This window comes from Variibacter gotjawalensis (genome assembly GCF_002355335.1).
In the GTDB taxonomy this organism is placed as follows: Bacteria; Pseudomonadota; Alphaproteobacteria; order Rhizobiales; family Xanthobacteraceae; genus Variibacter; species Variibacter gotjawalensis.
In genome coordinates, this window is sequence record NZ_AP014946.1 from 4,040,080 (window position 1) to 4,051,615 (window position 11,536).

Here is an 11,536-nt window from a genome sequence, read left to right on the forward strand (position 1 = left end):
GGCCTCTAAGCTTTCACGGATTTCAACGCACGCAGGATCGCGATTTGCTTCGCATCGCGCTCGGCTTCAAGCTCCGGCATCGGCGTCTTGGCAAAGGATGCATTTGCCTGATCGATGATCGTCTGCTGTTCTGTCGGGCCGAGATTGACCGGCGCGAGATTTTTCCATGCCTCATTGAGGCCGGGGCCGAACTGCCGGAAGAAATGCTCGAAGCCGCCCGGCCCGCCACCGAGATGGAATGACCTGAAGGGACCGTCCGCCGCCCAGCGCAAGCCGACCGAATTCGTCACGATGTCGTCGAGCTCGTCCGCCGTCACCACGCCTTCGATCACGAGATGGCAGCACTCGCGGAAGATCGCGCGCTGCAGACGATTGACGACGAAGCCATTCATCTCCTTGCGCAGGATGCGCGCAACCTTGCCGAGCGCCGTATAGAATGCGGCTGCATCTTGCGTCGCCTCTTCGCTCGTCTTTTCGCCCGGCACGACCTCGACCAGCGGAATGAGATGCGGCGGATTGAACGGATGCCCGACCAACATACGCGAGGCGTCCGCCATCTTCGCGCTCTGTTCGGTCGCCGGGCGGCCTGAACTCGACGACAGCAGCAGCGCATGCTTCGGCACGGATTTTTCGATGCGCGCCCAGAGGTCCTGCTTGAAGTCGACGCGCTCCGGCCCGTTCTCCTGCACGAGATCGACGCCGGCGACAGCCTTATCGAGATCCCGCTCGAAGCTCAGGCGCTTGGTCAGATTGTCAGTCGGAATACCGAGCGCCTTCAGCGTCGGAACGGCGCCAGCGATGTAGTCGCGCGTGATCGTCTCGACATCGTCGCGCGGATCGTTGACGACCACCGCAAGACCATGCGCCAAAAACAGCGCCGCCCAAGACGCGCCGATGACGCCGGCGCCGATGATCGCGGTCGTGTCGTATCGCTTGAGAATATCCGTCATGGCTCACGATCCGGCTTGGTCGGTGAGATAATCGTAGATCACCGTCGCGGGCGACAGCGTCAGATCGGTGAGGATGTGCGAGGCCGAGACGATCTCGCGCACCGGTAAATCTGCGAGCGGCGCCAATACATGCTCGAACAGCTGGATGCGCGCCGGTCCCTTCCATGCGCCGCGGATCGTAACGTTCGTGATCTGCGTGCGCACCAGCTCGCAGATGCGCGGCCGCTTCGTGTAGCCCGGCATGATCTTCAGCATGAAGGTCGGCACCGTGATTTCCTTCAGCGCCTCTTCGTGATCGAGCGGCTTGTGCTTGTAGCCCATCGTCGCGGTAGCGACGCGGATCGTGCCGTAATCGAGCGAGCCGACAAGCGTATCGGAATCGACGATGAGATCGGCTTTGCCGTACTTCTTCGGAAATGCGCTGAGTTCGCGTCCTGCTGCGATGGCCGGCAGATTGTCGAGATACATCCCGACGATGAACTCGCCCTTCTCGTCGTTGTGGCGCACGACTGCGGCCTGGCCGCACTCGACATACGCCCCGTAGCCGGTCGTGTCCGGCATCTTCATGACTTCGAAGCGCACCAGCGGATCGTCGATGACGAGCGGCTCCGGCACGATCTTTTCGAGCGCGGCTTTGTCGGTGCGGTACGTGACGTTGAGATATTCGCGCGACGTGAAACGATGCGGCCCCGGCACAAACGCCGGAGCATTCACTGGCGTGGTGTATTGCTTGAGGACATCCTCTTTCTTCACCACTTCCCCCCAAAAAATTTTGTCTTATGGAAACGCCGTGATGTTTCACGACATTGCGTTTCCGATCAACCCCTCAAGAATTGAGATATGCGGGCGCGTCACGCCGGCTTTTCGCGCTGCACGCAAGAATTCGGCTAGAGCGCCGCGACAGATGCCGATAGCCTCTCGGCACAGAGCCAACGAAGACGCGAAAGAGTGCGCACGAAGGGACGGAAACAGTGACGACAAAGACCTTCGATCTATCCGGCATGCGGATCTTCATCACGGGCGCGGCCGGCGGCATTGGCAGCGCGACCGCCGCGATCTGCACCGCACAAGGCGCCGAAGTGATCCTCGCCGACGTCGTCGGCATCGAGCAGACGAAGGCGAAGAACGCCAAAGCCGCCGCGATATATCAGCTCGACACCAGCGATCGCGCCGCCGTCGAGAAGCTCGCGCGCGAGATCGGCCCGATCGACGCGCTGGTCGACACTGCCGCGATCTGCCCCTTCGACGACTGGATGGCGCCCGGCTGGGACGAGGCGCTCGACCGCGTGCTCCGCGTCAACATCAAAGGCCCGATCAATCTGACGCGCGCGTTTCTCCCCGGAATGATGGAGCGCAAGAAAGGCCGCGTCGTTCTCTGCGGCTCGATCGCCGGGCACATGGGCGGCGTGCGCTCCGGCCCGCATTACGCCTTCACCAAGGGCGGCCTCCACTCGTTCATGCGTTGGCTGTCGCGCAAGGCCGCCGAACACAACGTGCTCGTCAATGCGGTCGCGCCCGGTCCGGTCGACACCGGCATGACCTCCGGCCAAGGCTACGATCCGAGCGGATTTCCCCTGCGCCGCATGGCCGGACCGGAGGAGATCGCGTCCTGCATCGCGTATCTCTGCAGCCCGAGCGCCAGCTACGCGACCGGCGCGATCTTTGACATCAACGGCGGCACCGTCTTTCACTAACGGCGACAATCGCGAGAGAACGAGACACCGATGGGCCTCTACTACGAAGACTTCGAACCCGGCGCGCGTCATGCCACGCAGCGGCGCACCGTCATCGAAGCCGACATCAGCCAATTCGCTGGCCTTACCGGCGATTTCAATCCGCTGCATATGGACGAGATCTTCGCCGCCGAGTCCGATTTCGGCGGGCGGATCACGCATGGGCCGATGCTGGTCGGCATGGCCTTCGGCCTTGCATCCGGACTGCTCAACGGCACCGTGCTTGGACTTCTCGAAATCACATGGAAGTTCGTGCGGCCGGTGCGCGGCGGCGACACGGTGTCGGTCGTCGTCCGCGTGCTCGATAAGCGCATGACGAAAAAAGCCGATCGCGGCGTCGTCGAACTCGAACTCGACATCACCAACCAGCACGGCGAGCAGGTTCAACAGGGCCAGGCGAAGCTGATGGTGAGAACGCGCGCGAGCGAAGCATAGGTGTTGCCGCGCTGAGTCATAGGTGCGATGCGGCGACACGCACGCGCACGAATACTTGATGTATGACTTCCCGCTGCGCGCCAGTGGCTTCGAATACTTAGCGTTCCTACTCTTTGGAAAAGCTATAATGTATTCAAGGCGTTCTTTTCTTGGTTGTTGCGTCGCAGTGCGGGGTGTATATCGCTGATCGATAGGCACGGCCGCAGCTTTCGTGATCGGCTGGCTTCCGTTCGCAAAGAAGATTGGACGCATGCGGCACTCAGCGCTCCGGCGATCATTAGGCGTTTTTCTCGCAGCAACTTTGCTCGCAGGGCATCTGTTTTCACCAGCGGTCGCGCTCGCGCAGACGGCCCCCTCCGCACCGGCGCAACAACAGCCGGCTGCGCAGCCCCCCGCAGCACCTGCGCCGGCCACTCCGGCGCCCGCTGCCGAAGAAGCGACCGAAACACCGAGCGCGATCCCCGCCGTTCTCCCGCATGAGCTGACCCCGTGGGGCATGTTCATGGCGGCCGACTTGGTCGTCAAAGCCGTGATGATCGGTCTTGCCTTCGCGTCGTTGCTGACCTGGACGGTCTGGCTCGCGAAAGGCATCGAACTTTACAGCGCGCGCCTCGTCGCGCACCGCTCGCTCAAAGCGCTCTCGCAGGCGCGCGATCTGCACGAAGGCTCGGAGACGATCGGCAATCGCGGCACCGTGCGCTCGCTCGTCAACGCGGCGCAGCTCGAACTCGATATGTCGGCCGATCTGCACGAGAAGGAAGGCATCAAGGACCGCATCGCGTCCCGCCTCTCGCGTATCGAGGCCGCTGCCGGCCGCCGCATTTCGCGTGGCACCGGCGTGCTCGCGACCATCGGCTCCACGGCTCCGTTCGTCGGCCTGTTTGGCACCGTCTGGGGCATCATGAATTCGTTCATCGGCATCTCGAAGTCGCAGACGACGAACCTCGCCGTCGTCGCGCCCGGCATCGCCGAAGCGCTGCTCGCCACCGCGATCGGCCTCGTCGCCGCTATCCCGGCCGTCATGATCTACAACGTCTTCGCCCGCGGCATCACGGCGTATCGCGCGCAGCTCGGTGACGCTGCTGCCGAAATCCTCCGCCTCGTCAGTCGCGATCTCGATCGCGAGGAAGCCGCCGCGCATCAGGCGCGGAGTTCCCGTCGTATGGCGGCCGAATAATGGGCACGCGGCTCGAGGCACCGAGCGACGATCTCGCCGAGGTCAGCGAGATCAACGTGACGCCGTTCATCGACGTCATGCTCGTGCTTCTCATCATCTTCATGATCGCGGCCCCGCTCGCCACCGTCGACATTGCGGTCGACCTACCCGGCACCAACGCGCAGCGACAGCCGCGCCCCGACAAACCGATCTTCCTCACCATCAAACGCGACAAGACCGTGGCGCTCGGCGAAGAGCCGATCACGCGCGGCCAGATCGGCGCCGCGGTGAGCCGCGTCACCAACGGCGATCGCAAGCAGCGCATCTTCGTCCGCGCCGACAAGTCGGTGCCGTATGGCGAAATGATGGATGTAATGAACGCACTTCGGGCAGCCGGCTACCTTAAAGTTGCCTTGGTCGCACTGGAAAACTCTCCAGGAACATGACCGATATCGACGCCCACGATTCACCGCGCAGCCGAGAAGTTTTCCGCTGGGGCGCGTGCTTCGCTTGCGTGCTCGCTCTGCACGGCGGCGTCGCTTGGGCATTGATGAATCAGGAAGAGGCTGCCGACGTCTACGAAGGCAACACGCTGAATCTCGAACTCGCCGCGATGCCGGATCAGGTCTCGCCGTCGAATGCGCTGGCGAGCGGCGAGCCGCAGGAAGCGGTCGAAGAGCAGCAAGCCGTCCACGCCGAGAAGCCTGAGGAAAAGGTCGAGAAGGAAGACGAGAAGCCGCCGACCGAAGTGCCGCCCTCGGAAGATCCGCAGAAATACATCGCGCCGCTGGAAGCCGCCGAAGTCACGCTGCCGACCGCCGAGCCGCCGAAGAAAGTCGTCGAGACGCAGCAGCCGGTCGAAGAGCGCGAGCGCCGCGAGGAGACCGCGCGCACGTCATCGATGGGCAACCCGCAGACGCCGCAATGGCGCGCGCGTCTCGCCGCTCACCTGCAGCGCTTCAAGCGCTATCCGAATGACGGCGCCCGCGCGACCGGAACCACGCAGATCGAATTCGCTGTCGACCGCGCCGGTAAGCTGGTCCACGCCAAGGTGCTGAAGGGCTCCGGCAGCGACGCGCTCGATAAGGCCGCCATCGAGATGCTGCGCCGCGCCGAGCCGCTCCCCGTTCCTCCGTCGAACATCGACGAAGCTCAGCTGAAAATGCTGGTTCCGGTCAAATTTACCCTGCCGAAGTAAGGTTGCGCCGTCCTGACGTTTCGACCTGCGGTCCCTAGCACAACCGACTAATCCCTGTTTCCTTGCGCGTCAAAAGCTGCATCATCAGCCGCTTAAGACTGCCGGGATCCAGAAACGCCAATGGCACACGCCGCTTCCTCCGCCGCCAATCGCAACGTCACGGCGATCGCCGACTTCGACCGGACCGCCGAGGGCATGCCGCTCACTTTCCGCGCGCCGAATGTCGACCGCGACGCGCGCGCACTACTGCGCGGCATGAACGTGGCCGAGTTCAAGCCAGGCGCTTATCCGCTTACGCTCATGCGCGAACGCTTCCGCATGATCGCGCGCGGCCTCGGCCGCCACGATTTCAACGGCGTACAGCGCGAGGTGATGGTCGGCCCTGCCGACAAGCCGGTGCATATCCGCATCTACACACCGAGTGGCCGCAAGGTGCGGCCGGTCTTCGTCTGGTTCCACGGCGGCGCGTTCCTGATCGGCGGGCCGGACACGGCGGATTCGATCTGCCGCAACATCGCGAACAAAACCGACTTCGCCGTGATCGCTGTCGAATATCGGCTTGCGCCGGAGCATTCGCTGCACGACGGCCGCGCCGACTGCATCGTCGCGCTCGATTGGATTTATCAACACGGCGCCGAGTACGGCATCGACCCTGAACGCCTCGCGCTCGGCGGCGATTCGGCCGGCGGCAATCTCGCGGCTGTCATGGCGCAGGAATGCCGCAAACGCGGACGTCATCCGAAGCTGCAGGTTTTGATATATCCCGCGACCAATCTCGCCGAGTCGTATCCATCGCTCGACGAGAACGCGTCCGGCTACATGCTGACCGCCGAGATGATCGACTGGATCCGCATGACCATCGGCGACGAAGACGATTCTTTCGACGTGCGCTTGTCGCCGATTTACGAGCCGCAACTCGGTGGCCTCGCCGACGCGCTGGTGATTTCTGCCGGCTACGATCCGATCCGCGACGACGGACTGCATTACGCGCAGCTATTGCGCAACGCCGGCGTGCCTGTCGAGATCGCGCACTATGCCGGCGAATTCCACGGCTTCCTGAATTTCGACACCGTCGTTGCCGCAGCGCGCGATGCGCTCAACCGCATCGCCATCGCGCTGGTCGACGCCTTCGACGACAAGCGCATCGTCGATCGCACCACCGAGATCGCCGATCCGGGCGCGGAGCGCGATCAAAGCCGCGTGCCGGATCTCTTCTCCGAATGGATGACGAGCAGTTTCATGGCCGGCGAGTGGTTCGAATATCAGCGCAACCGCACGCTCAAAGCATTTTTGCCGATGTTCGCCTCGCCGCTGGCGGACAGTCAGTTGTTCAACATGGCGTCGACGCTGCGCAACATGACGACGCAGTCGGCGCTTGAGGCGCACGTTACTTACGAGCAAAACTGATTATTTGCCAGAAAGGCTGACGGCGCTTTCGAGTAGGCGCAGCGCCTGCAGAACATCGCCGCGCTGGCGTGCCGGGATCTGCGCGAGCAGCTTCGTCTCGAAAGCTTTAGCGATCGGCACCAGCCGCGCGTAAGCCTGACGGCCTGCCGCAGTCAACGAGAGATGCTCGACGCGCTTGTCGCTCTCTTCGGAAGTTCGCTTCAGCCACCGCCGCTTTTCAAGCGCCGCGACCGCACGCGAGACCTTGGTCTTATGCATCGCCGAATGCGCGCCGATCGCGGTCGCCGTCATCGTCGGAATTTCGCCGAGCGTCGCGAGGATGCGCCATTCGGGCCGCGTCAGCCCATATTCGGCGCGATAGAGCGCCGAGAATTCGCGACTGACCGCATCCGCCAACCGGTTGAGCCGATACGGCAAAAAGTCTTCGAGCCGCAACTGATCGTTTGCCATCGCGCCGCACATTGAAAGTTACAAACGCAACGACTACGAAGGGCCTCAGGAAACGTCAAGACGAAGGGCGAGACATTGAAAAGCTGGATCGAAAGCGCGAACGCGCCCGAGTGCCATTTCCCGATTCAGAATCTGCCGTATGGCGCATTCCGCCGCGCCGATGAAGCGGTCCGCTGCGGTGTCGCGATCGGCGATCAGGTGCTTGATCTCTCCGTGCTCGAAGCGACCGGCTTGATCGACGCGGGCAGCGCGCCGGTCTTCGCGCAGCCGACCATCAACGCCTTCATGGCGCTCGGACCGACAGCGTGGGACAGCGTGCGCGAGCAACTGCAGTCGCTACTCTCCCATGGCGGCGACGATCGGCTACGCGGCAACGATGCGCTACGCAAGCGCGCGCTTGTGCCGATGGCCGAAGCCGAGCTCATGCTGCCGATCCGTATCGGCGGCTACACGGATTTCTACGCCGGCAAGCAGCACGCCTTCAATGTCGGCACGATGTTTCGCGGGCCGGAAAATGCGCTGCCGCCGAACTGGCTTCACATCCCCATCGGCTACAACGGCCGCGCTTCGACGGTCGTCGTCTCCGGCACCGACATCCGCCGCCCCCTCGGCCAGATGAAAGCGCCGGACGCCGCCGTGCCGAGCTTCGGCCCGTGCAAGCGGCTCGACATCGAACTCGAAATGGGCGCCATCGTCGGCACGCCGAACCGCATGGGCGAGCCCGTCACGGTCGCGCAGGCCGACGACATGATCTTCGGCTATGTGCTGCTCAACGATTGGTCCGCGCGCGACATCCAAGCGTGGGAGTATGTGCCGCTCGGCCCATTCCAGGGCAAAGTCTTCGCGACATCGATCAGCCCCTGGGTGGTGACGAAAGCCGCGCTCGCGCCGTTCCGCGTCGCCACGCCCGCGCGCGAGAAGGAACTGCTGCCGTATCTGAACGAAGGTGGCAAGCCGCTGCTCTACGACATCAACCTCGAAGTGTTGATGCGCCCCAGCGGCGCAAAGGCCGCGACGACGCTCGCGCGCACCAACTATCGCAACATGTATTACTCGGCTGCGCAGCAGCTCGCGCACCACGCGGTCGGCGGCTGCAAGATGGAGACCGGCGACCTGCTCGGCTCCGGCACCATCTCGGGCGCCGACAAGACCGGCTACGGTTCGCTGCTCGAGATGAGCTGGGGCGGCAAGGAGCCGATCACGCTCGATAGCGGCGAGAAGCGCTCGTTTATCGAGGACGGCGATACGATGACGCTCACCGGTTGGGCCGCGGGTGATGGCTACCGCATCGGTTTCGGCGAGTGTAGCGGGACGATTCTGCCGTCGCCGAAAGAACCGAAGTGGTGATCGTGCGTAGACGAAGACAGTAGCCCGCATGAGCGCAGCGACATGCGGGAGCGGCAGTCCCGGATGTCGCTCGCGCGCGACGCGCGCCGCTCATCGGGGCTACGAGCCGCGCTACTTCAACTGAATCTGCGAAACGATCTTGCCCCACTTCTCGACGTCCGCGGCGAGCAGCTTCGCGAATTCCGGCTGCGTCGTCTGAAACGTCTCGGCGCCCTGCTTACGGAACGTGTCCTTCAGATCTGCCGAATTGATGATCTCATTGAGATCGGCGCCGATCTTCTTCACCAGCGCCGAGTCCATATTCGGCGGCCCAAGCACACCCCACCACGGCGTCACTTCGAAGCCCGGAACGCCTGACTCAGCGATGGTCGGCACATTCGGCGCCGCTGTCGAACGCTGCGCGCTCGTCACCGCGAGCGGCTTGATCGCGCCGGCATCAATCTGTCCCGCCATCGACGGCACCGACTGCATCGCACTATCGATCTCTCCGGTCATCACGCCGGTGAGCGATTGCGCCGCGCCACGATACGGCACGTGGCGGATGCGCACGCCGGCCGCGCTTTTGATCATCTCACCGATGAGATGATTGGCCGAACCCGGGCCGGAGCTGCCGTACGTCAACTCATCCGGCTTCTCGCGCGCAAGCGCGATGAACCCTGCGAAATCCTTCACCGGCAATTTGTTGCTCGCGATCACCATGAAGCCGGCGCGCGCCACAGTCGCGATCGGCGTGAAATCCTTCACGGCGTCGAAGCCTTGATTGGCGATGACGTGCGGGTTGATCGCCTGCGATCCCTCGTAGGTAAATAGCAGCGCATAGCCGTCCGGCGACGCGACCGAGATCTGGCGCGAACCGACCGCGCCGGAACCGCCCGTGACATTCTCGATCACCACCGGCTGCTTCCACTTCTCCGACAGCTTGGTCGCGAGGGCGCGGCCGAGCACGTCGGTGGTCCCGCCCGGAGCCTGCGGCACGATTAGTTTCACGACGCGTGTGGGGAATTCCTGCGCGGCGGCGGCGCCGGCGAAGGCCGAAAGGGCAGCCGCAAGAAGCAGAATGCGGGAGCGCATGTTTCCTCTCCGATTTTTGTTTTGCGGCATTTGGGCCTGTCGGGGCCCACTGTGCAAGCCCATATCGGGAGGCCGGTACCGTCCGCCGGAACAGTCGCCGGAAGTTGACGGTTTGGGTTACCGGAGACGCATGAGATTTTTCGTCGCGCCGATGTTAAGTTGGGCCAACGATTAAAAGAATTCTCCGGGAGACCGTAATGATCACCTCCGTCGAAAAACTGGCCGGGCTTGTTACGTCCGGCGCAAAGATCGCCCTGCCGGTCGACTATGCGGGCGTCTCGATGGCGATGACGCGACCGCTGATCGCGCGCGGCTTGCGCGACCTCCATCTCGTCTGCGTCCCGACCGGCGGCATCCAGCCCGATATGTTCATCGGCGCCGGCATGGTGAAGACGATCGAGACCAGCGCGATGACGCTCGGCGAAGCCGGCGGCGCGCCCTGCTTCGGCCGCGCCGTTCAGCAAGGCAGCGTGAAGCTGATGGATGCGACCTGCCCGGCCGTGCATGCGGGCTTCCTCGCGTCACAGAAGGGCGCGCCCTTCGCCGTGATGCGCGGGCTGATCGGCACGGACCTCCTCGCTAATCGCCCGGATTGGAAGATCATCGACAATCCGTTCTCCGAAGACAAAGACCCGATCGTCGCGATCCCGGCGATCCGCCCGGATTTCGCGATATTCCATGCGCCGCTCGCCGACCGCTTCGGCAACGTGTGGATCGGCCGCCGCCGCGAGCTCGGCGCGATGGCGTATGCGTCCGCGACGACGCTCGTCACTGTCGAGCGCGTCGTCGACGACAATCTGTTGAGCGACGAGAAGATGGCGGCGGGTGTGCTGCCGGCGCTTTACATCGAAGCCGTCGCGGAAGCGAAATTCGGCGCCAAGCCTTACGGGCTGTGGGGCGAATATGCGCCGGACACCGCCGAGATCATGCGTTACGCGGGTGAAGCGCGGACGCCGGAAGGTTTCGCGGCCTATCTCGCCGCGAGCGACCGCAAGCTGGAGACCGTGGCGTGACCGTTCTTCCGCGTGAGCGTCTGATCTACACGATCTCTCAATTGCTTGACGGCGTGCGCAACGTCGCAGTCGGCGCCTCGTCACCCATTCCCGCCGCCGGCGCGATGCTGCTGCGCGCGCTCAGCGAAAAGCGCGGCACACAGCGTGTTCGAATCTCGATCCTCGGTTCGGTCGAGCACAACTTCTTCACCAACGGCTCGGTCGAATTATTCGACGCCGCAGGCCAAGGCCGCATCGACGCTTTCTTCCTCGGCGGCGGGCAGATCGATGGCCAGGCCAACATCAACCTCGTCGGCACCGGCACCTATCCGCAAACGAAAGTGCGCTGGCCCGGCTCCTTCGGCTCGGCCTATCTCTATTACGTCGTGCCGCGGGTGATCTTGTTCCGCGAAGAGCACACGCCGCGCGTCTTCGTCGAGAAGGTGGATTTCATTTCCGCTCCCGGCACCAGCGACGAAGGCGTCTATCGCACCGGCGGCCCGCACGCGCTGCTGACCAGCCTGGGCAAATTCTCGTTCGACAAGCAGAAGAAGCGCTTCCGCCTCGAGACGGTTCATCCCGGTCACACGCTCGATGAGATCAAAGCCGCGACCGGCTTCTCCTTCGATCACGACGCAGTTCCCAAACCAACGCCCGATCCCGATGCCGAAACGCTCGCATTGCTGCGCGGCCGCGTGCTGACCGAGCTTGCCGAAACTTATCCGGACTTCGCGCGCGGGCTCACCGCCGAAATCGCGGCACTGAACCAGCCCGTTGCTGCCAACGCTTGAGAGAAC

At 63.6% G+C, this 11,536-nt stretch carries 13 protein-coding genes; 9 read left to right on the forward strand and 4 right to left on the reverse strand.

The features are described 5' to 3' along the window. Nucleotides 1-5: 5 nt before the first annotated feature. Both GJW30_RS19795 and GJW30_RS19800 read right to left on the reverse strand, forming a co-directional pair. Nucleotides 6-950, reverse strand: coding sequence for a 3-hydroxyacyl-CoA dehydrogenase NAD-binding domain-containing protein (locus GJW30_RS19795; RefSeq protein WP_096358116.1), 945 nt, complete (start codon nucleotides 948-950; stop codon nucleotides 6-8). Between the two features lie 3 nt (nucleotides 951-953). Further along, nucleotides 954-1,703: an acetoacetate decarboxylase gene (locus tag GJW30_RS19800; protein ID WP_096358946.1), complete on the reverse strand. Its 750-nt coding sequence runs from the start codon at nucleotides 1,701-1,703 to the stop codon at nucleotides 954-956. A 218-nt stretch (nucleotides 1,704-1,921) separates the two neighbouring features. Here GJW30_RS19800 and GJW30_RS19805 point away from each other — a divergent pair, with 218 nt between their 5' ends. From GJW30_RS19805 to GJW30_RS19830, 6 genes are all read left to right on the forward strand, one after another. Beyond that, nucleotides 1,922-2,644: an SDR family NAD(P)-dependent oxidoreductase gene (locus tag GJW30_RS19805; protein ID WP_197703744.1), complete on the forward strand. Its 723-nt coding sequence runs from the start codon at nucleotides 1,922-1,924 to the stop codon at nucleotides 2,642-2,644. A gap of 30 nt (nucleotides 2,645-2,674) precedes the next feature. Then, the gene (locus tag GJW30_RS19810; protein WP_096358117.1) at nucleotides 2,675-3,118 is read left to right on the forward strand and encodes a MaoC family dehydratase; all 444 of its coding nucleotides are present in this window, start codon (nucleotides 2,675-2,677) and stop codon (nucleotides 3,116-3,118) included. A 250-nt stretch (nucleotides 3,119-3,368) separates the two neighbouring features. Then, a complete protein-coding gene (exbB, locus tag GJW30_RS19815; protein WP_096358948.1) occupies nucleotides 3,369-4,295 on the forward strand; it encodes a tonB-system energizer ExbB in 927 nt (308 codons plus the stop codon). Next, the gene (gene exbD, locus GJW30_RS19820) at nucleotides 4,295-4,720 is read left to right on the forward strand and encodes a TonB system transport protein ExbD (protein WP_096358118.1); all 426 of its coding nucleotides are present in this window, start codon (nucleotides 4,295-4,297) and stop codon (nucleotides 4,718-4,720) included. Before exbB ends, exbD begins: the two co-directional genes overlap by 1 nt. After that, nucleotides 4,717-5,472: an energy transducer TonB gene (locus tag GJW30_RS19825; RefSeq protein ID WP_096358119.1), complete on the forward strand. Its 756-nt coding sequence runs from the start codon at nucleotides 4,717-4,719 to the stop codon at nucleotides 5,470-5,472. Before exbD ends, GJW30_RS19825 begins: the two co-directional genes overlap by 4 nt. 120 nt (nucleotides 5,473-5,592) lie before the next feature. Then, nucleotides 5,593-6,879: an alpha/beta hydrolase gene (locus tag GJW30_RS19830; protein ID WP_096358120.1), complete on the forward strand. Its 1,287-nt coding sequence runs from the start codon at nucleotides 5,593-5,595 to the stop codon at nucleotides 6,877-6,879. Here the strand turns inward: GJW30_RS19830 and GJW30_RS19835 are convergent, their stop codons facing one another. Next, complete coding sequence (locus GJW30_RS19835; protein WP_096358949.1) at nucleotides 6,880-7,329, reverse strand: MarR family winged helix-turn-helix transcriptional regulator; 450 nt, start codon at nucleotides 7,327-7,329, stop codon at nucleotides 6,880-6,882. A gap of 75 nt (nucleotides 7,330-7,404) precedes the next feature. Here GJW30_RS19835 and fahA point away from each other — a divergent pair, with 75 nt between their 5' ends. After that, nucleotides 7,405-8,676, forward strand: a complete 1,272-nt coding sequence (fahA, locus tag GJW30_RS19840) for a fumarylacetoacetase (RefSeq protein ID WP_096358121.1) — start codon at nucleotides 7,405-7,407, stop codon at nucleotides 8,674-8,676. A 111-nt stretch (nucleotides 8,677-8,787) separates the two neighbouring features. Here fahA and GJW30_RS19845 read toward each other — a convergent pair whose 3' ends face one another. Beyond that, the gene (locus tag GJW30_RS19845; protein WP_157746797.1) at nucleotides 8,788-9,747 is read right to left on the reverse strand and encodes a Bug family tripartite tricarboxylate transporter substrate binding protein; all 960 of its coding nucleotides are present in this window, start codon (nucleotides 9,745-9,747) and stop codon (nucleotides 8,788-8,790) included. A 197-nt stretch (nucleotides 9,748-9,944) separates the two neighbouring features. Between GJW30_RS19845 and GJW30_RS19850 the strand changes: the two genes are divergently transcribed. Together GJW30_RS19850 and GJW30_RS19855 are read left to right on the forward strand one after the other, a co-directional pair. Continuing rightward, nucleotides 9,945-10,760: a CoA transferase subunit A gene (locus GJW30_RS19850; protein WP_096358123.1), complete on the forward strand. Its 816-nt coding sequence runs from the start codon at nucleotides 9,945-9,947 to the stop codon at nucleotides 10,758-10,760. Further along, complete coding sequence (locus tag GJW30_RS19855) at nucleotides 10,757-11,530, forward strand: CoA transferase (protein WP_096358124.1); 774 nt, start codon at nucleotides 10,757-10,759, stop codon at nucleotides 11,528-11,530. The genes GJW30_RS19850 and GJW30_RS19855 overlap by 4 nt, the downstream gene beginning before the upstream one ends. The last annotated feature ends 6 nt before the right edge of the window (nucleotides 11,531-11,536 follow it).

Coding starts and splice junctions, on each gene's coding strand:
- GJW30_RS19795 (WP_096358116.1), bottom strand. CDS start 950: ATGACGGATATTCTCAAGCGATACGACACGACCGCGATCATCGGCGCC.
- GJW30_RS19810 (WP_096358117.1), top strand. CDS start 2,675: ATGGGCCTCTACTACGAAGACTTCGAACCCGGCGCGCGTCATGCCACG.
- exbB (WP_096358948.1), top strand. CDS start 3,369: ATGCGGCACTCAGCGCTCCGGCGATCATTAGGCGTTTTTCTCGCAGCA.
- exbD (WP_096358118.1), top strand. CDS start 4,295: ATGGGCACGCGGCTCGAGGCACCGAGCGACGATCTCGCCGAGGTCAGC.
- GJW30_RS19825 (WP_096358119.1), top strand. CDS start 4,717: ATGACCGATATCGACGCCCACGATTCACCGCGCAGCCGAGAAGTTTTC.
- GJW30_RS19830 (WP_096358120.1), top strand. CDS start 5,593: ATGGCACACGCCGCTTCCTCCGCCGCCAATCGCAACGTCACGGCGATC.
- GJW30_RS19835 (WP_096358949.1), bottom strand. CDS start 7,329: ATGGCAAACGATCAGTTGCGGCTCGAAGACTTTTTGCCGTATCGGCTC.
- GJW30_RS19845 (WP_157746797.1), bottom strand. CDS start 9,747: ATGCGCTCCCGCATTCTGCTTCTTGCGGCTGCCCTTTCGGCCTTCGCC.
- GJW30_RS19850 (WP_096358123.1), top strand. CDS start 9,945: ATGATCACCTCCGTCGAAAAACTGGCCGGGCTTGTTACGTCCGGCGCA.